Here is a 23743-nt window from a genome sequence, read left to right as displayed (position 1 = left end):
TCAATTCAACTCTTCGCATACAGTTTCTTCACCAAGGGACCAATTGTCAGTCCTTGAATCAAGATTGAAAAAATCACCACTATATATGTCATCATTAAGATAGCTTCAAAGGTAAATTCATTTTCTTTTCCAACTATATCGCGCAGAGAAAGAGCCAATGCAACGGAAATCCCCCCACGCAATCCGCCCCAGGTGAGAATCTTGATACTATGCGGTGTGAATTTTAGTTGACGCCGCATTAAAGTTAAGGGCACTGCCACTGAGATCCATCGCGCCAGTATAACCACTGGAATCGCAATTATCCCAAGCAACAGATACAGTTTATTGATAGTCAGTACGAGCACTTCCAAGCCTATTAAAAGGAAAAGTACAGCATTTAATATTTCATCTAGCAATTCCCAAAAGGTATCTAGATGTTGGCGTGTTTTATCAGACATTGCAAACTGTCGTCCATGATTACCAATAAGCAATCCAGCCACTACCATTGCAATGGGGGCTGAGATATGAATCCGTTCTCCTAATGCATATCCCCCCATCACAAGGGCAAGGGAGATAAGAATTTCAACCTGATAATTATCAATGGATTTTAACATTTGGTAGGCAATATAGCCGGTTACTAATCCAAACAAGGCACCTCCGATAGCTTCTGTAACAAACAGTATTAATAAAGGTGAGATACTGAGTTCATGTGGGCTCGAGGCAATTTCAAGAATCCCCAGAAAGAGTACAACACCAACTCCATCATTAAAGAGCGATTCTCCAGCGATTTTCATTTCTAAATTCTTAGGAGTTCCTAGGGTTTTTAAAATGCTCATCACTGCAATCGGATCAGTGGGTGAAATAAGTGCGCCAAAGAGTAGACAATAGATAAAAGAAATTTGAACGTTGATTACAAAGAGTAGCCAATATATTAGCACACCTACAATGACTGTAGAGATTAAGGTGCCGATGAAGGCTAGCACAGTAATAACGATTTTTTGTTCAGCAAGTTGGCTAATATTAATATGAAGCGCACCAGCAAACAGCAGAAAAGCTAGCATTCCATGGAGTAACGTATCATTAAAATTGATCTGCTCCAAAAAAACTCTAGAACCTGAAATAATTTCAGGCCAGATAGTACCAGATACATTCAAGCATAAAGAAAGTGCTAAGGCTATGGCCATCAGTCCAATTGTTGGGGGAAGTTTGAACAGTTTAAAATTAATATAACTAAATAAAGCTGAGAGAGTGATTAGAATTGCAATAATTTCAAAAAAAGACATAAACACTCCTGTGATAAACAATATAGATTAAGGGATATATTTGCATATTATGTGGAATACAAATAAAGAAAGTTCAATAATCTAACTTATCTCATTTTTTGAGCATTTCTATGCTATTTAGTGGGGAAATGCCGCACGCAAAACTGTATAAACAGCATAATCATCTAACTTAACCTATTGCATAATTGTAATTTATTTTTAGAACCAACAAACTATTAGTTGCTTGCTTGAGCTTTGGCAAAATCATTGACTAAAAATCACTTCCCTACTCTTGAGGTATACTTGATCAAATCAAATAATTCTATTATTCTAGAATTATGGACATAAAAAAATCTCTAAAAATATTTGATACCCTTTCGCAAGAAACCCGCTTACAAGTATTTCGATTACTTGTACAGGCTGGTCCAGAAGGATTATCAGCAAGTGCTATTGGCGATGAATTAGGTATCTTACATAATACCTTGTCATTTCATTTAAGCCATTTGTCTCATGCTGGAATTGTAACCTCTAGCCGTAAAGGGCGTTATGTTTTTTATTCAGTTAATTTTGAATCTATGCGTGATTTTATCGCCTTTATGGTTCAGGATTGTTGTAGTAAACAGCAAGTCAAAATTCAACAACCTGAAACAAAAAATTGCCTTGTTATTGAATTAAATCGTTGTTGTCCTTCTACAAAGGAGTAAATCATGAAACGTTTTCATATTCATATTGGCGTTGATGACCTTATGGATAGCATCCGTTTTTACAATGCCCTGTTTGGAGACGAGCCCGGCAAAGTAAAATCGGATTATGCCAAATGGATGTTGGACGATCCGCGCATCAATTTTGCAATCTCAACACGTGCCAAGCAATAGAAACAATTCCCATCAATAAAACCAATAATTTATTACCCATATCAATGGTTCCTTCATCATGTGATTGCTCTATGTTAACCCAGATCCAATTATCCTTGAAGCATTAATAAAAGAATAGAGCTTCATGGAGTCAGGGCTTGAAGATTACATTGATGATTCAAAATTCAAGGCATGCCCCCTGCTTTCGGGACTGCAGCTAGCCGATATCCGCAGCAGTCCGACGTTGCAGAGAAAGTAAATAATAGTTGGTGTCAATCTAATAAATAAAAAGCTTGACCCTAAGTGGTCTAATTGTAACTATGTCTAAAAGGAGCTATTTTATAGGGAGATTGGTTGATGCTTAGAACGAATTTTTTGAAGGCAATATTAAAGTCCAGGATTTTTTTATTGTTTGCATTTGTCACTGCCTCTGCCAATGCTTCTGACCCTCTAATTTACATGCGGCCAAACGAAACGCCGTTGTTCACTGAGTTGTACCAACGTTATGGCCTACTTAACCCTCCTGCGGTGCATGTTTTTGACAGTTCCGTTTATTTGGGACAACCCGGTGAAAAAAGTCTACTCATCCCCTCAAGCGTGGCTTTTTTTAATGAGGTAGAGCAAACACTTCGTGCTTATCATGAACGCATTGGTAATAAAGAATTGTTTCTTGATCCTCGTGAAACACAATATGCCTTTTGTCCATCGAATGGATCACTGCAAATTATTTTTGCCCTAGTTTATGCTATTGCGGCGACAGAGCCACAAAAACACTTCCTTTTTGTTGAAAAGATCCCCTTTTATTCATTCCATGAGCACGCAGTGACTTTTCGACCCTATCCAAATGCACGATTTCAAGGCTTTAACGATCCGAGTGAAGTGAAGCCAAAACCCGATGAAACCGTGATCGAATTTGTAACCTCACCCAATAATCCTGACGGCACATTTCGCAAGCCTTATACTCAAGCAAACATCATCATTGCTGATTTAGTCTTTTCTTCACCATCCTATGGTAGTGACGGGACGGGATATATAAAAGACAATATTGCTTGGCTTTCCAAGGCAAGGAATGAGGGTAAACATGTTTTGGCGTTTAATTCTGTTTCCAAAGCACTTGGAAAACCGGGATATCGTCTGGGTTATATGTGGTTCCCCATGAGTGATTCATATGCTGCGAGTATTTTTCATAATTTCTTTTCCTATACCTGGAAGTTAACAACAGGAGAAAGCACTCCTGGTGTTGCTGAAGCGTTGAATCTTATGTCGGCTTTGGTCGCCCTTCCTGACGCAGGTCAAGCCCTTCGCACCGATGCCTTTAATACCATTGTAAAGCGGCATAACATTGTCAAAACAGAGATGCTTAAGCGTTATCCAGGAACAGAGGTCACAAGCATTCCAGGCAGTCCTACTTTTTTTGCGAAGCTCAATAGCCCAGATAGTGCAAAAATGACTGGCGAGGAGGTCCTGCTTAAAGATATTAATGTTGCAGTGGATAATGGTAACGCGATGGGCGCTTCAGATGCCTTCATTCGCATTAACTTATGCGGCTATAGCGGCGATCTTGCTGAGTTTTTGAATCGCCTTGCCCAAACTAAAAAATATAATGCAAATGAGCTCTTGGTATCATCAGCCCATCATTGTAAGCATAGGACGATTCATAGTAGTGAAAACATCCAGTATGTGGCTAGTCTTGATGATTGTATTATTGATGTTGATGCAAAAGACGCTAACGTTGAGATCTTATTGCCGCAATTTATTAATTATCAACAAAGCAATTTAATTTCTATTAAAAAAATTGATAGTTCGAATCACTCGGTTTCCGTGAAAGCAAATCAATTAACGAAATCACTTAAGGGTCAAAACGAACAGTTACAAATGCAGTGGACGCAACCCTTTTTCATGAATGGTCAGTGGAAAATTACGCATTCTTAGCTGACTTTATTCGTTATGGAAATAATGGTGATAAAAGCTCGCATGACTTTTACGTGATTTAGCTTTTAAGCCCCTATAAAATAACTGTAACAAAGCAAACGCACTAACTGTCCTGGAAGTAAATTTCAAGACAGTTACTGCGTTTGTTGTTCCTGCAAAAACTATGCTCTAGATACCCGCATTTCTGTTCTTCAAATTATTTTTATCTATTGGATAGGTTGGTCTGGTTTGGGGCAGAGATTGCTGCCTTTTGCTGGAATAAACTGATACTATGGCGCCAACTATAAAACAACATGAACTAAAAGTAGGGAGCTTGCAATGAAAAAGGCTGCTGAGATGATAGTCGAATATTTAGAGTATGTATCAGATGCTCTGAAATTCACACCAGCTAGTGGTAAAGATGTAGGTGAATTGTTAAATAAATTAAATGGAAGGTTATTTTTTACCCCATCCCTGGCAAATATTCAGATAAAAGAACCTACGGAGCTGTTAGAAATATTATGTGGGGATAAAGTACTCGAATCATTTGGCGAACTCTTCGATAAATGGCAGCCGCGAGTGAATGAAGCTAACCTAAGGCATACCAAAGCAGCTTTTTATAAATCTTTTTTCGAGCCTATTCAAGAGAGTAAAGCATGGCATATCTTTTGGGAAAGGCAAGTGCAATTAATAGCACAGCGGGTTAAGTCTGAAAATGACGGGGCAACAGAAGAAGAGATAAGTAAAGAAATCCAAAAGGTACATGATCAAATCGCCAGCGCCATAATTTATAGAATACAACAAAGTTGGCTAAGCAGAAAAAACAAAAAAATTACTGATGATTTCGCAGGTGAATTGACTGAATCTGAACGTGCTGAAATCTTAGTAAGAAGAAACCTCTTGACTGCTAAAGTTGCTGTGTTTGCTACGATAATTAATAATGCCTGGAATACGCTGGAACATTTTTTAGGCTCAGAAAGTAACCCAGAAAAGGGAACTATTTATTTTGATTTTAATGATGAGATGAGAACCTTGGAAAGGGGCCTGGAAACTCACATCGCCCAAATAGTACAAATGAAAAAAGGGTCGAAAAAAGAAGAAGCAGTAAGCAGTTTAGCTGCTGTCATTAATAGTGCAAGGCAAGGAAAAGGATACCGAAATCTTGGTGAAGGCGTTAATGAAGGAAAACTACAAAATGCGCTGCGGGTTTTTGTTACTAAATTAATGGGTGTTACGTCGCAAAAAGGCAAATTGGTAATTGAAAGTGCAGCAAGAGGGATATTGGAGGATATTAAAAATAATCTTATACAGCGTATTGATGGGGTTAATTTCTCTGAATATGCAAGTACGATACACTTGTTAAGTACTATAGAAAATAAAAATATCAAGAAACAGTGTAACGACTTATTAATTTTATGCGATACAAAAAAGGACACTGTAACGTTGTATGATAAATCTGAGGAAGACGAACTACCACTTTCTAACAATACAGGTCGAGAGCGAACTGAGACCATTTCAGAACCATCAGAATACAGCCCAACTCATTCCCCGCGTCTAACGCATACGCCGCAGCAAATGCCACCCAAAGAAAAAGCACCTGGTCTATTGGAACGATTCTTCGGAAAAAAAGGTGTAGATCAGGATAGGCCTGTTCTTAAAAAAAATAATTCATTTATACTCCCCGAAGGAAGAAAAGATACAGATACAAGGAAACTAAGAAGAGCTACAACATCTTTTTTTAAGATTCATGATGAGAAAGAAAATCAAACGCCTCCCAAATCTAGCTTAAGCAAAGGATTGGAATAAGGCTTTTTTTTAATTGAAAAATTGTCAGGCACGCTTGCTGAATGATGCGCGCCTACACATCAACGCGTTCTCTTAAAGGAAGTCTATAATATTGTGTTATAACCACTATTGAGTGTCTTTATAGTATTTCTTATAAGGAGTGCTGTATATGGATTTAGCTTCATTAAAAATGTACCGGCTTAAATATAAATTGCCGCAACCATTTTCTATTGCAACACATACCTGGACTCATTTAGAAACTATTTTAGTTCAACTTCACTATGATGATTTTATTGGTATTGGTGAAGCAGCGCCGTTTGCACTTTCTACTGGGGAAACTTATGATTATGTGGTTTCTCAGTTACGCGAGTTTCAACGTTACGCGATCAATCCTAACGACGCGCCACAAGTTTTTTATAAGCTCCTCCAAGACAATATGAACAGTTTTCATGCGGCTGCTGCTGTGGACAGCGCCTTTCACGACTTACTAGGTAAGATCAAAAATAAACCTGTATATGGGCTTTTTGGTAATGAGAAGAATCTTTCACCTAATAGCTTGACTATACCGGTCTTAGGTTTAAAAGAAACTAAAGAGTATGCGTTGAGTATTCTTCAAAATCATCCTCAAGTGCACTTAATTAAGATTAAACTGGATAATGATAAAATTAGTCCTGAAATTGCAAGAGTAATTAAAGACGTATTTGCCGAAAAAGTGGCTTATGTCATCGATCCAAATCAATCCTTTAAAGACTCACATCAAGCAATTGAAGTTTTAAAAGAAATACAATCGATTTTGGGAACGGTTATTGCGATTGAGCAACCCGTGGCAAAGCATGATTATCAAGGATTAGTTGACATTAAAAGCCAGCTTGAAGGGATCACTATTTATGCTGATGAGAGCATGGTGGGCATGGATGAGTTAGACGAATTGATTCGTATGAACGCTGTAAATGGCGTTAATATCAAGATCCAAAAAGCAGGTGGAATTTGGAAGGCAAGGCTGCTGGCGCAAAGAGCCCATGAGGCGGGATTAAAAGTAATGGTTGGCAGTATGATGGAAGGACCTTTAAGCATTGCAGCAGGGATTCATTTTGCCGCATCAATGCCCAATATCGCCTTTACCGATTTAGATAGTGATTTATTCTTATTTCAGGATTTAAAAACCCCCATTTTTACTCAGTCTCCTTATATTCAGGGCATGAGAGTACCTTTTAAAAAACCAGGTCTTGGAATTGAGGTTAATGAGCATGTTCTGAAACATCTGGCACTCCAAAAAGTACTGATTTATGAAGAACTGTAATTGGAGGGCTGAGTTTTAATTTTTTGGGGTTCAGATGACCTGAGGTATCGCCAGTATTTTGATGAGAAACCTCCACTAATTTTTTCTCCTGCGTACCGCGTTTTATGCGCGGTATCCAGGAAATCTTGCTGTAGAAATGTTCAGCGGCATCTTAAAATATCGTTCTGGATACCGCGCATAAAGCGCGGTACGTAGAGAAATTTAAAATGAAAACTGACAATCCCTCAGGGCCATTCGCCCCCAACAAATTCAATTCACAATCACGCATTGCACTGATGATTTTAAAATCTCATTTACATGTCGAATTAATCGATACCCTCTGATTTAATACAGAGAGGTTTGTACTACCTAGTATTCTCGAAAAGGCATCCTTAAAAAACAATGGTGAATTTAGCCTATTCGTTTTTTGGGAAAGAAGAAACGTCGGGCAAGAACTGGTTTTTGAACCATCCCGAAATAATTTGCCTGGGTTCGATGAAAAAAATTAGAGTATTTTTTTGTCACTTAATGGACTTTACTCTATAAAATAAGCAGAATTGATTAGGGAATTCAGAAAAGAAGGGCAAAGGATTATGCCAAAACACTATAAATTCCAAGATGATAATAATTCTGAAGAATCCTGTTACGAAAGTGAAGGAGAAACAGAATATTATCCAGAAAAAAACATTGGTTCTGGGACGTACGCCAATGCCAGAAAATTTCAATCCGCTGATGGCCAACGAGCACGCGCAGTACTTAAGCCTAAGGATCAGGATGATATTGATTTTAAAGAAGTTTATAATAAATATAACTTTTTCAAAACTCTTTACCCCAGACAGAATATTGCATTAATAGAACAAGAGGATACTTATCGCCTGGTGCTTCCTTATATTGTTGGCATACCCTATGAGAAGCTGAGTTTTATGAACAAAAGCCAACAAATAAAACTTTTCATTTCTGCGATTGCGGCATTAAAAGATTGTCATAATAAGGGATATATTGTGCTGGATTTAAAAGCGGATAATATCCATTATGATATGAGCTCTGGTAAAAGTTATTTGCTTGACGGAGGGATTTCTGTAAAAGAAAATAAACCACTCGATCCTGATATCTTTTTGGTAGGCACTAACGAAGAGCGGATATCAAAAAAAATGAAATATCCGCAAATTGCCCCAGAATGCTGGTCACACACACCGACACTTGCCAAAAAAAGCATGGATGTTTATGCTCTAGGTTCTATGATGCAATCTGTATTAAAGCCATCCCCAGATATCAAACGTCTCATTCAATTATGTCTAGACCCCAAACCAGAACAAAGGCCCACTTTGGATATACTGGAAAACCAACTTCAAAAACTATTACTTCCCCCAAGAAATCAGCAAAAAGATGCACCCGCTGAAAAATACGCAAGTAATGAAAATAGCAATTATGCTTATTCTTTAAAAATACTAGCAGAACAAAGCATTGTACCCACGAAAAGACAATATAAAAGACTTAGGCAAAATAATAAAATCCCAAAAGCTATCATTGATTTTAATAATGCATGTACCCAGCTCCATGAGAGCCACAATAAAATAAAAAACATTTATTTTAGTATTTATAAAAGGGAAACTCTAACCTTAATGCTCCGAGGTGCTATCGAATTTAAGAAAGAATATCCTATCATTGAGAAAAGGGCTATTGTCTTTATTAACACTCAATTATTTAAAAACTTTACCCAGAGTCAGGCCATTAAAATTTTAACTACACTAAATAGCTCCCAAACAGAATTACCTATTCCATTTACTTTGAATAAATCGAGGAGCAATATTTTTCACGGCCCTAAAAAAATACCTGAACATGACGAGGTAAAAATCGGATTGTCGAAAATCGTAGCTACCCGCTAGAAACCCCAAAAGAAAACAATTCACAACAATCTTTTTGGGCATCACCTAAAAATTTTATATTGGATCGTAGCAAGCGAGAGTAATGTGGATTTGTTCGGGTTCCGATCAATGCTTGCTCCCCTTTTATATATTGGTGATGTTTTAGACTTTCTTTTGATGCACCGAATTGACAACAACCATTTTAAAAGTACTATAGCAAGTCTTCGCTATGGCTTTGCTCTTGATTTATTTTTACGCTAAGCAATAAGGTATTGTTCTTGTGTGTATTTTTAATGAACTCAAGGTTCAAAAAAGTATTAAAGGTCCACTCAGCGAAGCCAAAAATTTAAAGGAATGTGATTAAATTTACTAATCACGGAAATACAATCCTAATCTATTTAGTCTTTAAAGGAGTAATTAACATGTACGGCAAAATTGATCCCCATTTAGATCCGCTAAATAATGATGATTCTGTGTCGAGTGCTAATACTATATTGTTGCTACTTGCTGGTCTTGCTGTAATGACGTTGATGATTGCACGTTTCGCTGAGTCTAACAATCGCCTTAACTATGAAAGTCGTTTTGCCCGCATAATAGCAGGTCTTTTGCTGTTTATGACACGTATGATGCATACAAAAAGCGGCGATTTAGAGATTACTAATGCAGAAAACGAAAATAAACTCATTGCAGTAGGTCCGCATCGAACTGGCTGGGAAGCAGTTGTTATTGCCTCAAAAATAAAAGGCACGCCACCCCGGTTTCTTGCCACAACTGCTTATAATGCGATGCCCGGTGTTTCTTCTTTTCTGAAGATGTTTAAAGCGATACCGGTAGATGCACATTCAACTAAAAGTGATAATGGACGCTCTGCTAATGCCGGCGCATTAGAACAAGCGAGTAAAGCCCTTGATGAACACGGCTGTGTCGCACTATTCCCTCAAGGTAATTTTGCACGATTAGGGCAAGAACCGCCTAGAGTTTATGCTGGAGCAGCCAAGCTGGCATTGATGAATAAAATTCCTATTCATGTTGTTCGACTTGATGGTTTCTGGAGTTTACAAAATCCGATTATCCCTGTTTTTGTGCGCAACAGTGCTTATTATCGTGCATTTTTTTCTGCATTTCATATGAATAATGTACACGCCACATTATGTTGTGTGATAGATTTTCACCTGCAGCCGGAGAATGAGGAGCTAAGCGAAGAGAAAAAAATTGAGGAGATATGTGCTCAACTTTATGCTTATTATCGCCATACAAAGGAACTTACTCCAGAACAAATTAGTACGATTAAAACAGAAATATCTAATAAAACTCATCTCCTAATTTGGAATAATAAAGTCAAACAAGATGAATTAGGAAAGCAACTCTTAAACTTAAAGAAAGATGAAGCGAAACTGGAAGAACCAACTTTGGACGCAATGAGATTAATTTAAGTACAACCAGAATACCCTGATTGCTTGCATCCAGGCTCTATTTGAATGGACTTCCATATTAGTGGATTAAATTCCTCGAATGGAGAAAAACTCTGCTTGCAAGCAAACAGCTAAAGAACATACCGGGAAACGATTACCAGCTTCGCAAAAGGTTGGAGCCATTGTCACTAAAGGACCTCATGGTTAAATCTCATCTTCCCGGGATGTAAGAGTCCCCTATTATGCTTTCGCTAAATACGGGCTTCGCGAGCGGTCAAATCACCTTGAACGGTTTTGATATCCCTTCATAAGGATAGATTTGTTGATTCCAACCGTATTTATAATGACCTGAATGTTTAATCCTATAGGTGCCTGGTATTGCATCAGGTGGAATTTTCCAATACACATGACCATAGGCATAGGCAATAAAGATTCGTTCCCATCGGTAAATCGTATTAAAATCCCAATCATGAGCTATTGTTTGCCATTCCCCACCAGAATTTAGTTGTACCTCTAGAAAACCCCTCATGGTTTCAAGATTATTCCTTGGATGACCGGCCCAGAAAATGACATGCACAAGCTCTCCGCGCTGATACTCTTCCTCTGGTTCTAAGTGCACACTTCCAAATTTTAGCGTTGGGGGAACATCGTCGAATACTACAGAAGGGATTATGTTCCCAGTATGACCGCTTAGATCTTCAGGTAAGGGGCCTGGATCACTTTCTCGTTGGTAAATCATATCAAGGGCGATTTGTTTTAATCCCTGCAGGTAGGCAGGTAAAGTCCATGGGCCAAATACTGTAAAACCACCTTCGTAATTTTGTTGCAGGTATTCTTCGGGTGTAGTGATATAACCAGCATAAGAATTACTCAGCCCAGCAATAACCACGTGTTTTGCTGGCACTTGAAAGGTCTCATGTAATAAATTTTTTATTCTGCGGCCGGACATGGTAGTAAATTCGCCAGGAACACCCGCAATCACTAAATCCCCGATTTTAAAGATTTGCACAGGCATATTATGGGGTACCCATGCAGGTTCGTTGAGGCCAACAGCAAGAAGAATGGGCTTTGGTTGCTGACAGCGAATCATCGAGGGAGTTGGTTGCTTTATAAGATCGCGTAAAAAAACAAAGAAAGGATCGGTTTCTAATTCCCCTTGGTGAAAGAAAATCTCTAAACCGGGGCCATCTGTGGTGCCTGCACCAAAAGAATAGCCCAGAGATGCCTGGCACGTATGTTCTTCGGTTCCACCGGTAAACTCTGGTGCCACAGAGGTATTTTCCATGTCGAGATATTGATGACGATAATCAACGCCTTTGCCAATAGGCGTATTCGCTGCATTAAATAATTCTTTGGCTTTTCTGTATTGCCGCTCGCCAATGATGAACGTATGTTGAATATCATGGCAAGTCATTTTATCGCAGTCACCATCCGACAAACCATCAAAGATATTTGGACTGTTATCACCTTCATTGGCTTGAGCAAATGCGGCCACAAAGGTTTTAGTTTGCAGGTAATCACTATGCATGCTTTTTTCAAAAAGATAGGATGCATACCCTTTATTATCCCCACTAATAAGTACATTTTTATTGCTCATTGACACACCATGTACAGCATGCCAATTGATAGTTCCTATAGGCTCCTCTTTTTCATTAACAAGCTTAATCAATGTGAATGATTTATCGGTGTTATGTTCATATTGATTGCGTTCTTCTTCGGAGTTTTTTAAATAGGCGCTTATAGAGCGATTTTTGCTCGTGTTAGTAAGTTCAGAAGCTTCAATATAAATAGTACCGGGTTCAAGATTCTGGTGAGCGCGAATGATGGATTGCACAATTCCATTCACAACCGCGTTATAATTTTTTTTATAAAATCCACGGACTGTAAAGTTATACAAAGTCTCAAATGCATATCCTCCCGTGCCTGAGTGGGTATGTGTGGCACTAATCATGACATTTTTATCGTCATATAAGTCTCCATATTGATCTTGGAGTTCTTTGATAACCCCCTGCTTTACCGATTGGAAAATCATACCTAGGTCTGCACTCACAAATACCACCCGCTTTCCTGTGTCGGGTGACATAATGATAAACGCTCGAGACCAGAGACGAGAGTGTATCCCTTGGGCGTATTGTTGCAGCTGTGCATACCCTAACATGTTGATTTCAGCAGCTGCTCCTGTAATGTCGTAAATACCTGCACCGATTATAAAGGGAGATTGGGCTGCCTGGCATGACAGGGAAATAAACATGAGACTTAGAAATAATTTATTTAATTTTAAAAAAATTCGAAACACAGTCATCTCCTTTGCCATATTGTTTTAAATTTTTATTTCCTTTAGCACGAAAAATAAAAATCCTTGCTCTCGGTTATACTTTGAGTACGGGAAAAAATATAACATCATCAATCTATTAAGAAAAATTCTTGTTTTTTAAAGATGACGACTCTATTGTAGCTGCCACCTCAGCCTTGTTATTTACTCAACCCCAACCCCTTTTTTTGTAACTTATTGAAATGATGATTACAACTCATTTGCCTGTAGTCGCATTTGTGTAGTATCGCTATGTCAATTTCAAACTGACCTTTATAAGGACAGAATAATCTAAAACAAATCAAAAATTTCGAGATGCTTCTATAATTAAATATGCCCATGATGATCATAATTTCATCAAAACCAATATTTCAAAGAGGAGCAGAGATGATTCGTATTAAACTTGTAGGAAATAACGTTCAATTCATTTCATCCGATAGTCGTGATAATCCTAAAGAAAAAAAGTTTGAGGGTAACTATTTAGAAAAGGCATTTATACAAAAAAAATGGCTCAGTGAAATAGATTATAGTGTTAGGCGATCTTTCGTGGATACTTATTCCGTACCTGCCAGCATGTTTGACAGTGTAGCGGATATTACTAAGATATTTAAAGAGCATGATATAGATACGACGACAAATCGAAAAGAAATACCATTTTTTAAAGGCCCTGAAGTTTCTTATGAGCTTACACTTACTACTGCAGAAGAAATTAACAATAAAATTTCTGAGCTTCGTAACAACGATAAACTCAATAGAATTGGGTAGTAAAAATTCGTAGTCGGTATCAGAACCTGAGAGATCGTCAGTTTTTTAAATTTCTCTACGTACCGCTTAAATTTCTCTACGTACTGCTTTCCTACGTACCGCGCTTTATGCGCGGTATCCAGAACGATATTTTAAGATGCCGCTGAACATTTCTACAGCAAGATTTCCTGGATACCGCGCATAAAGCGCGGTACGTAGACGAAGAAATTAAGCGCGGTAGGTAGGCGAAAAATTTAGTGGAGGTTTCTCAAAACTGACGATACCTCAGGTATCAGAACCGAGCTATCTCGGTCCCATCCTTAAGAACCTATCTATTACCCACGGCAGTTAACAAGAGCACATGTTTCGCAGTTTCCCTAATATTAAGGAGATCTCGTAATTCATCATCATAAAATGCGCCTACCGAGCAAGCTCCTAATCCACGGGCTTGGGCGGCGAGATAGGTTGTTTCTCCGCCTATGCCCGATTCTAAATTGGCATACCGGTAATCTCTTTCTCCATGGAGCTTTCCTATCTGACTGAGATCAACACTCCAGGCAATAACAAAAGCTGCTCGTTCAAGAAGCTCCTGAGAAAGACCAGCTTGATATATTCTTTTTGAAAAATTACCCTCCCTGATTTTCTCTAAAGCGGCTTCTTCAGGAATATACCGGTAAACACCTTTGGCTAAGTCTTTTACTTTAGAAACTATTACGAACAGTTCAACGCGACGCCCATCTTCAACATTATGTGGATTTCTAAGAGGGGCAAAGGACTGGCGGATTACACCTGCAAAATCGTCAAGGCTAACCTCTTGGTCGGAAAACTGCCGAAATGATCGGCGACTTTTAATAACGGTAAAGGTATCTTCTTCAGCTATGGATCCAAGTGGTAATTGAATAAGCGCATCTGTAGTGGGAAAATCATCCTGATGTTGTGCCAAGTCAATTTTGGGAATTTTCATTAATCCTTTTGTCCAGTGTACCGAGGTTAGCTTATAAGAAAGACGCGTCAGTTCGATATCTTGAATCTTTTTGGGCAGAGCAGCTGGGGTGAATTGAGGTATTACCACGCGTTCAGTGAGCTTATTCTTTCCGAGCACGACCATTGATAAAACGCCCTCATCTTGTGGTGACAGTCCCAAGACCATCTTCATTTTTTCATCATCAAAAAAAGATGTGCTTACATATGGTAGCTGTATAGATGAGGCCACAACGCCAAGATTGCCCAAAATATGCCCGGCATCTGGCACTATATAGCGAAAAGAACGCTCCCGGTATTTCCAAATAGTACGGTCAAAATTGGCGGTGATAATAATAATGGCTGAGGCATTTTTTTGTATGTCAGGATAAGGACTTGCCAGGGAAAGAGCTTGAAGTGATTGCTGGTTACCAATTTGCGTTAAATTATGATTTGCAGGGTGGTAATAATAAATGCCAGGATTAAGTCTTTTTACATTGATCGCAGCAACGTATAAATCATTGGGATAGAGTGCACCTGCTGATGCGGCAGCGCGCAGCAATAAATGTACTCCAGGGTAATTTAACTTATCTGTTATCCCGTTTGAGTAATAAAGAACATTCGATAAATTCTGTAAACTCAAAGAAGTTACAGAATTTGATTGCACTGGGGATAAACTTTGACTCAGCGAAGTGCCAGAACGATTGCCAGGTATCGGCAGTGTTGTCACTGGATAATTAGGATAATTTTTAAATTCCTCAGGCTTGGCAATATTAAACTTCAGGCCAAACACAGTACTGCGAGTGAGATCCCCGTGATGGTGGATATAACGAATAGAGTCTACTTTCTTTTCTCCGGTGGTAAACCAGATTCGATGACCACTCGGTGATTCCGGGTTATTCTCGATAAGGGGGGTTGTTGCTGGGCTAATAAATTCATATACGATCGTTGTTATCACAAGAAAAGCAATTAGCGTGATGATAATTAAACAGATTTTTTTAGCCCATGGCTTCCATTGAGTCTGTGTTTCATCAAGCAGAACAGAGGGGCTATTTTTTTTTAGCCAGTGAAAAACCAGGGGAAGTTGAAACCAAAGATGGACAGAAACTAAAAATAGTAAACAATAGCCAAACAAATAATGTAAATCAAAGGCAGGCAAATCCATGCGTGCTACCCAGAATAGCCCCAGCCCGGCAGTAATGAGTACATAAAAAATCAAATAGATTGCCGAGATCATATTGATGTCTCTTCTTTTCACGGGTTTCTTAGTGAAAGCACGTACAACTAAATAGACAATCATCAAGGTAATAGGGAGAGAAAACCAAAAGAATTTTTCCATAATATCTAGGAGCTCCTAAATTTAACGACAAAAGTAACTTTGTCTCATGTATTTATACTTCATTAAGAGGGAACTGTCATTGCGAAGGTCGGGGCCCAAGATATCGTCACTTTTTTAAACAATTTATCGGGCTTCTAATGATCAATTTGTTTCGTGCCATTCCCGCGCGGCGGGAATGACATCAATAAAACCCCACATTCTTTAATGTTCAAAACTTAATTACAACACGGCCAATAATTTCACCAGCCCTCAGTAGATTCAGGTGTTCATTAATTTGCTCAGGATGAATTAGTTTAAGCGTATGTTGGATTCGACCTTGTGATGCAAGCGTTATTATTTCGGTGAGATCATTGTAATTACCCCAGAATGAGCCATGATAAGTATATTCACGAGATACAAAAGGAAAGAGAGGAATATTAATCTTGTCTCCAACTAGGCCAACTGAGGCATAGTGTCCCCCAATCGATAAGAGCCCGAACCCCATAATGATCATCTCTTCGGCTCCTACACAGTCAATAACCGCATCAAGTTCACCTTGGTGAGTAGCCTTTCTTAACTCATTTCTAATATCATCTATTGATTTACCTTTAGTGCTAATAACATGATCAGCTCCATATTTCTTGGCAACAGTAAGTTTGTCGGGATGACGAGCAAAAGCAACCACTGTCGCTCCAGCGCCCAAGAGCTTTGCATATTGCACAGCATAAGTACCAAGTCCCCCAATACCTAGTACTCCAAGTACTCGATTTGGCCCCAAAGCTCCGGCATCGCGAAGTTTTTTAATGCCTCGATAGGGAGTTAAACCTGCATCAGTAAGAGGAGCTAGTTCTTCGGCCTTTAGAGCTTTATCCACCTTGATAAGATATCTCGCAGGGACCGGAACAAATTCCGAATAGCCACCATAAGGACCAAACCCTGGCCACTGCCCATGGCTACAAATTTGCGTATTGCCTTCATGACAGTGACGACACATCTCATCACCCCAACCGCCCACGACAACTACCTGATCGCCTTTCTCAAACCCAGCAGAACCAGGAACCAAGCTACCTATCTTTTGTATCATACCTGCTATCTCATGGCCTGGGGTGAGTGGTAAAGGTAGATTCGCATATTTTTGAAAATAACCATCAAGTAATTGCACATCAGTTCGACACATACCGGCTGCTGTAACTTTTACAAGGATTTCATCAGGTTTAATATCAGGAACAGGAACTTCTTCAAGAACCAAAGGCTTATTATACTCATGCATACGTACTGCTAACATATTAGTCTCCATCCTAATGTGTTTGATCGAATTATAGTATTTAAATTAACCACTCCATATATTAAATTTATAAAAATTAAGCGAGGCAAATAGATGCTCAGCATTCATAGACTTATTCATTAAAGTGAGTTTTTATATTTGCTAGCTGTTTAGCCATATTTCCTATGGTATTATTTTTTGTACCTAATAAAGGATAGTAAATAAAAAGGAGAAGGCATGCCAAAAACGATTATTACAGTAGATCTCAATAAAAAACCTCACGAGCAGCCGTATCCGCTTCATAATCGATGGCATCCCGATATTCCTGCCGTAGCAACTGTAAAACCTGGAGATATTTTTCGTGTAGAGTGTCTTGATTGGACAGGAGGACAAATAAAAAATAATGACAATGCGGATGATATTAAATTTGTTGATTTAACCCAGGTGCATTATTTAAGTGGTCCTATCGCAGTTCAAGGAGCACGGCCAGGCGACATTTTGGTAGTAGAAATTCTCGACATAGGTGCACTTGAAGGAGCGGAATGGGGGTTTAGTGGAATTTTTGCTCATGAAAATGGGGGTGGGTTTTTAACTGACCATTTTCCCAATGCTGCAAAAGCTATTTGGGATTTCGAAGGTGCATTTACCTCTTCTCGGCACATTCCAGGTGTTCGCTTCCCTGGCATACTTCACCCCGGCCTAATTGGCTGTGCTCCTTCTCATGAACTTTTAGCTCAATGGAATCAACGTGAAGAGGCACTTAAAATGAAAGATCCTACACGGATTCCTCCTTATGCTGAATTGCCACAGAAAAAAGGAGCATTATTAGGAACATGTGCTCATAATAATTATGAAAAAATTGCTCATCAAGCGGCTCGAACTATTCCTCCGCGGGAAAATGGTGGAAATTGTGATATTAAAAATTTAACAAAAGGGTCGCGTATTTTCTTTCCAGTATTTATAGAAGATGCTCATCTTTCGGTAGGTGATATTCATTTTTCTCAAGGAGATGGTGAAATTAGTTTTTGCGGAGGAATTGAAATGGCAGGATGGATCGTCTTAAAAGTAGATCTTATCCCTCAAGGATGCAAAAAGTATTCACTTAAAAATCCACTGTTTTATACCCCTTCGTTAGAACCACATTATTCGCGCTACTTAATATTTGAAGGGATATCGGTTGATGAAAAAGGAAAACAATATTATTTAGATGCTACTATTGCGTATAAACAAGCATGCTTGAATGCAATTGAATATTTAAAAACAAAAATGGGCCTCAGTGGAGAACAAGCGTATCTTTTATTAAGTGCTGCTCCTATCGAAGGACGCATTAGTGGAATCGTAGATATACCCAATGCGTGTTGTACCCTTGCTCTACCGCTTGATATTTTTACGAGCGATATTATGCCTCGTTAATTTATTTTTTTAAAGAGTATCATTGCATCAGAATCGTTTGCGAGTCAGTTGGAGAAAGTCATATGGGGGCGTACTCAATAAAGGACTTTCTCCCTCTTAGAAATCGGAGTTTTCAATGAAACAAAATGTCTCCCATCTGCCAAGAGAACTCAGCCGTATGGTTTCCTGGTCCCTTACTCGTTTAGGGAACGCCATTGCAGAAGTTTATGGGGAAGAAACATATGAGCGAATTGAGCAAATCCGACTATCCATGCAAGATACGATTGGCAGCGAACCATTTGCACTTAGAAATGCGCTTCTTGGTCTTCAAACTGAGCTTTCCCAGCTTGATAGAAATCAGCTTTATCAAATTGCTCATGGGTTTTCTCTCATGATGGAACTCATTAATGCCTGTGAAGGTGCTTATCGTATTTTTCGTATCAATCAAAGAGAAGAAAAATTCTATTCTGACAAGCCTCAGGGTATTCATTATGTCTTAACGGCGCATCCAACAGAAGCGCGCACAAATGAGTTTTTAACGCTGTTTAAAGCAATTCGTGACTCTCTTGTCGAGATTCTAAAATCCCCCTATCTGAAGAATGAATCCCATCTTGATCAAATGCTTAAAATCGCACTTCAGATTAATATTTCCTATCATAAAAAACCAAGCGTAGAGGACGAGGCACGCTACATCTATCAATACGCACTCAATCCACTCAATATCAAACTTTATCATTCCCTTTTAACCAAAGGCGTTCCTGTTCAATTGCGTACTTGGGTAGGGGGTGATAAAGATGGACACTCAGGTGTTAATGAAAAAATCATGGTTAAAAGTCTCGAGCTTTCCCGATCATTTTTTATTGCCTGCATTCAGGAATACCTAAAAGAAGTACTAGAAATAGTTAAGCTCTCAGCCGCACTAAATAAAAACAAAGTATTGGAAAATCAGATCAATCAGCTTATTAAAAAAACTCACGATCTTAGAAAAATACAACCAAGAGATTACAAGAAAGTAGCTGGCTTCAAAAATGAATTAACTGCTGTACAGACAGATACTCTAAAGTTTTTAAATTTCGAGCTTGAACAATTCTCCATCATCTCCAGCATTTTGCAGCTTTATCCTGCTCTGGTTATACCTATAGAACTCAGAGAAGATTCAGCCGTTGTAAAAGAGAGTTTAACAAGCATAAAAAAAACAACGATTACCAAAATGCTTGAACATGTCTACTCCATAACTCATGGTAGTGATCCCAAAAACTATATACGCGGTTTTATCCTCAGCATGGTTGAATCTGCTGAGGACATAAAAAATGGAATTAACCTGGTTAAACAAATTTTTAGAAGCTATGCCCTACCTGTGGTGCCTTTGTTTGAAAATCAACTTGCTCTCAGCAGTGCTGATGCAATTTTAAATCATTCAATCACTGAAGAGATTAGACAGAAGCATCTTACACAGTGGGACGGAAACTATGAAGTCATGCTGGGTTATTCCGATTCGTCTAAAGAAAATGGCGTATTGCCTTCCCGGCTCATGATTGCGAAAAGCTTAAGAAGTATTCAGTCTATACTGGAAAATAAGAACCTTCGGCCCATTTTTTTTCATGGGTCAGGAGGAAGTATCGAACGAGGAGGTGGAGATATCAAAGAACAGACTGCTTCCTGGTCCAAAGAAATGATGGATAATTATAAAGTAACTGTTCAGGGGGAAATGGTCGCAAGACTTTTTAGTTCGAGTTCCATACTCAAAAGTCAGATTGACAAATTCCTTGATATCTATTCACAAAAAGATAAAAACACTGAGGATAGCTATCCTGAAGAATTGTTATTATTTTCTACAAAAGTCAGTCAGAAATATAAAGCGCTTATACAAAGCGAATGGTTTTGGTCCGTCATTGAACAGGCCTCGCCCTATCATTTTTTGAGGGAACTGAAGATTGGCTCTCGTCCGACCAAACGAAAATCAGGACCTGATCAAAGAAAACTTCGGGCCATCCCCTGGATTTTATGCTGGACTCAAACACGGCTTCTTTTCCCAACCTGGTGGGGGCTTGGTTCCACTTGGCTAGAGTTAAATGATCCTGGAAAAAATAGGCTTAAGGTTCTCTATAGGGAAAATGCTCTTTTTGCTTCCTTTATCAAACAACTAGGCGTCACTCTATCTAAAGTTTACCTCCCTATCTGGGAGCAATACTTGTACCAACTGACTGGCTCCAATGAATACCTCAAGCCTTTTCAATCAGAACTCGAGTCAACCATCCTATTCTTCTATCAAATAACAGGTGAGAACGATTTTTGTTTTCATCAACCATGGCTTGGGGAAAGCATTCAATTAAGATCAACCATGGTTCATCCTTTGAATCTCATTCAGATTGAAGCCATGAAAAGAAAAGATTTACCTCTTTTAAGAAAAACAGTTACAGGCATCTCTTGTGGTATGTTGACAACCGGATGATGAGATAAGTAATGTTTATAAACGTAGGTCTGAACCATGCCCGAGCTACGGGCTAGGTTCAAGCACTAATGGACCACTTAACTGGCTTAATTACAAAAAAGCCGTTATATTTTTATATGGTTATTGAAATGACGTATTTTGTTTTATTGAGGGTATAGATACCGATACAGTGTCAATCATTACTCAATGAATGCTTAAAATTTACCTTGTCTGCTTCAAACAAGTCCTCAATTCCATGTTGAAATTTTTCTACTATTTCATACACTTAATAAGAAAAGTTTTAATCAAGAATAAAACTACCCATAACAGGAAGTGAACAAAGAATGGTTAGATATTAATAAGGAATGTTATCTCATGAAAAGACATATAGCTTGCGGGGTATTATTTAATTTAATCTGTATTCAAGTATATGCCGTACAAACCCCGGATTCTATTTCTGAAAAAATATCTACGCGTGCTAAATCCTATAAGGGGGTACAACATGCAGGGACAACTCATCAAAAGGCGAACACTACAACGAAAAAGCAACAATCAATCGAAATAAATTGTGATTATAGGATTTCTCCTGAAGCTCAAAATATTGATAATGCCTTAATTGTAAGCTGGGCAAAATATGCTGTACTCCATTCTTTTAATTTTGATTTGCCGTCCTTTGACACTCAGTTGAAGAATTTAAGAACATGCTATACCAAAAATGGATGGGTTAGCTTCATTAATGCATTAACCGATTCGGGAAATATTAATTCAATAAAAACCCAAAATCTAATGGTAAGCAGCATTTTGGATGGAAAAGTTCAACTGATTGATGCTCAGGAAAATCAATGGAAAATAAATGTGCCTATTAAAGTTTTTTATAAAAATAATCAAGAAGAAATAACACATTTTCTTAATGTGTACATGATTATCAGCTGGAGGAACGCATTTAAACTCGGCATAGTTCAAATAGTTGCAACACCACGTGCTGCTCCGATATCTCAAAAAGCAACTGCAATAAGGGAGGCGCTGGAAGGTGTATCCTTGAGCGTGACGCATCAAATAAATAGCGCGGAGAATCTGAAAAAAACAGTTACTTCGTTTCTGACTTCTTTATTCATTGCTTCAAATAAATCCCTTTCTGAGACAGATAGAATCCAAAGTCATCCCGAATTGTGCCTAAAATTAGAGTATAATATTACCAGCCAGCTCCAAAACCTTATTGAGGAACAAGTACTAGAACATGAGAAAGCAATAAAAGCCCTCATAGCAAACTTAACTTCTTATTATAAAAATGAGATTGAAGAACCTTGGTTGGAATGGACTAAAAATCAGTTTCTTGCCGTTAAATCAGATATTTTTGCTAATAAATTGCCTAAATTATTATCCTATTTCAAAGAAAAGGGCACAGTGAGTTTTTATGCCGCATTACCCAAGTTAGATAAAATAAAAGGACTTAATACGCTAAAATCACTCAGTCAGCAACAGAATAATAAAATACAATTAGCTCAAAATGTTGAAATGTCGCAATCATCGCAACTTCCGAAAATTACATTTAATAGACGTTCTGAAGAGAGGCCAGAGACAATTAATTGCAATTACAAAATTCCCAGCGAGATAACAGAGATTGACGAAGACCTGGTGATAAAATGGGCAGAATATGCCGCAACACAATCTTTTGATTTTAATTCGGCATCTCTAGAGACTCAGTTACAGAAATTGGAGTCTTGTTATACTGCAAAAGGTTGGGCGAATTTTAAGAGTGCTTTAGAAAAATCAGGCAATATTGAAGCAATTAAAACACAAGATTTTATGATGAGCAGTAAAGTGGATGGTCAAATAAAACTGATCAGAACTAGAAATAACCAATGGAGCATCGAATTACCCTTACAAGTTGTTTATCAAAACAAACAAGTCAAAGTAACTCAATTTCTAAATGTTAGTTTAACTATGGGACGTGAACTGACAGGCGAGTTTGGAATTATGCGAATTATTGCTGCGCTTAAGGATCCAGTTAACCCCAATACAGTAACACCGAGCAAGACTCCAATAATACAATCTAATGAACACGTGTTACAAAATACCCAACAATCCACCTCGGCTCAACAAAGAATAGCAGCCCTTATCGACTGTGATTATAAAACTCCTGTTGAAATTAAAAACATTAATCAAGATATTATCTTAGCTTGGGCTGAGCACGCTGCAATTAAATCGTTTAATTTTGATTCTCAATCCATAGATGAACAATTGAAAAAATTGCAATCGTGCTACACGCAACAAGGATGGGACAAATTTATAAATGCTTTTGAAAAATCAGGCAACATTAAAACGTTTAAGACCCGAAAACTCAGTGCAATAAGCCAAATAGATGGGGTGCCTCGACTCATTGAATCTCGAGATAACCAATGGACACTCACCCTTCCTTTAAAAATTAACTATCAATTTGAAAATGGTAATGTAATACAATTACTTAATATTGATTTAACTATAGGCCGGAAAAACACTGGTGATTTGGGGATTATACAACTCAATTCTACATTACGTACCGCTTCTAGCTAGCAAGGTTGGGTCTTTAGACCCAACAAATCCAATCTCCATTACTCTCCTAATTGATTGTTTCTAAAATCATGCTCACAAACCCAATTTATGGGTAAAGTCCTAATTTAGGGTAACCGTGATTGGTTAATCATAAGTCATTTTCTTTAATTTGGAGTAACAAGTCAGAAATAAGAAATTTTAAATGGTGTCTTCTATCAGTGTATTGATCAGCTATTTTCAAATAGTTTTCTGCCTCTTTATAATTTTGCATATCCATTAATTCGCTAGCATAATCTAATAGGGCTTCTATATATTCCTCTTTTACAATCTGATTATCTGGATATTCTAGTAATATCTTTTTTAAACGAGGAATCAAATTTAAATTAACTCTAGGTTTAATAAAGAGCGATTCAAAGGGGTTCTTATCACACAAGATGTTTCTCC

Annotated in this window: 16 protein-coding genes; 11 read left to right on the top strand and 5 right to left on the bottom strand. The window is 38.2% G+C overall.

Going from position 1 to position 23743, the window contains the following annotated elements; genetic code table 11:
• Positions 1-5: 5 nt before the first annotated feature.
• Positions 6-1262, bottom strand: coding sequence for a cation:proton antiporter (locus LXO92_RS05000; RefSeq protein WP_232890489.1), 1257 nt, complete (start codon positions 1260-1262; stop codon positions 6-8).
• 317 nt (positions 1263-1579) lie between these two features.
• Between LXO92_RS05000 and LXO92_RS04995 the strand changes: the two genes are divergently transcribed.
• From LXO92_RS04995 to LXO92_RS04965, 7 genes are all read left to right on the top strand, one after another.
• Positions 1580-1945, top strand: a complete 366-nt coding sequence (locus LXO92_RS04995) for an ArsR/SmtB family transcription factor (RefSeq protein ID WP_232890488.1) — start codon at positions 1580-1582, stop codon at positions 1943-1945.
• A gap of 3 nt (positions 1946-1948) precedes the next feature.
• Entirely contained in the window at positions 1949-2116 is a 168-nt protein-coding gene (locus tag LXO92_RS04990) for a VOC family protein (protein WP_425600741.1), read from the top strand.
• Positions 2117-2452: 336 nt separating this feature from the next.
• Positions 2453-4027 (top strand): aminotransferase class I/II-fold pyridoxal phosphate-dependent enzyme, encoded by a 1575-nt coding sequence (locus LXO92_RS04985; protein ID WP_232890487.1) that lies wholly within the window; start codon positions 2453-2455, stop codon positions 4025-4027.
• Between the two features lie 318 nt (positions 4028-4345).
• A complete protein-coding gene (locus LXO92_RS04980) occupies positions 4346-5812 on the top strand; it encodes a hypothetical protein (RefSeq protein WP_232890486.1) in 1467 nt (488 codons plus the stop codon).
• Positions 5813-5960: 148 nt separating this feature from the next.
• Positions 5961-7091 carry a mandelate racemase/muconate lactonizing enzyme family protein gene (locus LXO92_RS04975; RefSeq protein ID WP_182351619.1) on the top strand — a complete coding sequence of 377 codons (1131 nt, stop codon included), beginning with the start codon at positions 5961-5963 and terminating at the stop codon, positions 7089-7091.
• 572 nt (positions 7092-7663) lie between these two features.
• On the top strand, positions 7664-8956 hold the full coding sequence (locus tag LXO92_RS04970) for a protein kinase family protein (RefSeq protein WP_182351618.1): 1293 nt from the start codon (positions 7664-7666) through the stop codon (positions 8954-8956).
• Between the two features lie 401 nt (positions 8957-9357).
• Entirely contained in the window at positions 9358-10368 is a 1011-nt protein-coding gene (locus tag LXO92_RS04965) for a lysophospholipid acyltransferase family protein (RefSeq protein ID WP_182351617.1), read from the top strand.
• 253 nt (positions 10369-10621) lie between these two features.
• Here the strand turns inward: LXO92_RS04965 and LXO92_RS04960 are convergent, their stop codons facing one another.
• Positions 10622-12643 (bottom strand): neutral/alkaline ceramidase, encoded by a 2022-nt coding sequence (locus LXO92_RS04960; protein WP_232890485.1) that lies wholly within the window; start codon positions 12641-12643, stop codon positions 10622-10624.
• Between the two features lie 402 nt (positions 12644-13045).
• On the opposite strand from LXO92_RS04960, the gene LXO92_RS04955 reads away from it, so the two are divergent.
• Positions 13046-13423, top strand: a complete 378-nt coding sequence (locus LXO92_RS04955) for a hypothetical protein (RefSeq protein ID WP_182351615.1) — start codon at positions 13046-13048, stop codon at positions 13421-13423.
• Between the two features lie 307 nt (positions 13424-13730).
• Here the strand turns inward: LXO92_RS04955 and LXO92_RS04950 are convergent, their stop codons facing one another.
• Both LXO92_RS04950 and LXO92_RS04945 read right to left on the bottom strand, forming a co-directional pair.
• The gene (locus LXO92_RS04950) at positions 13731-15701 is read right to left on the bottom strand and encodes a SagB/ThcOx family dehydrogenase (protein ID WP_232890484.1); all 1971 of its coding nucleotides are present in this window, start codon (positions 15699-15701) and stop codon (positions 13731-13733) included.
• Positions 15702-15909: 208 nt separating this feature from the next.
• Positions 15910-16965, bottom strand: coding sequence for an NAD(P)-dependent alcohol dehydrogenase (locus LXO92_RS04945; protein ID WP_182351613.1), 1056 nt, complete (start codon positions 16963-16965; stop codon positions 15910-15912).
• Positions 16966-17181: 216 nt separating this feature from the next.
• Between LXO92_RS04945 and fmdA the strand changes: the two genes are divergently transcribed.
• The 3 genes from fmdA (at position 17182) to LXO92_RS04930 (ending at position 23320) form a co-directional block, all read left to right on the top strand.
• The gene (gene fmdA, locus LXO92_RS04940) at positions 17182-18357 is read left to right on the top strand and encodes a formamidase (RefSeq protein ID WP_232890483.1); all 1176 of its coding nucleotides are present in this window, start codon (positions 17182-17184) and stop codon (positions 18355-18357) included.
• 115 nt (positions 18358-18472) lie between these two features.
• A complete protein-coding gene (locus LXO92_RS04935; RefSeq protein ID WP_232890482.1) occupies positions 18473-20788 on the top strand; it encodes a phosphoenolpyruvate carboxylase in 2316 nt (771 codons plus the stop codon).
• 354 nt (positions 20789-21142) lie between these two features.
• Positions 21143-23320, top strand: coding sequence for a DotI/IcmL family type IV secretion protein (locus tag LXO92_RS04930; RefSeq protein ID WP_182351610.1), 2178 nt, complete (start codon positions 21143-21145; stop codon positions 23318-23320).
• A 127-nt stretch (positions 23321-23447) separates the two neighbouring features.
• Here LXO92_RS04930 and LXO92_RS04925 read toward each other — a convergent pair whose 3' ends face one another.
• Entirely contained in the window at positions 23448-23732 is a 285-nt protein-coding gene (locus tag LXO92_RS04925; protein WP_182351609.1) for a hypothetical protein, read from the bottom strand.
• Positions 23733-23743: the final 11 nt, after the last annotated feature.

It is taken from the genome of Legionella resiliens (assembly GCF_021344005.1).
Classification (GTDB): Bacteria; Pseudomonadota; Gammaproteobacteria; order Legionellales; family Legionellaceae; genus Legionella; species Legionella resiliens.
Note: the sequence above shows the minus strand (reverse complement) of the source record. Positions and strands in the feature narration are given on the sequence as shown.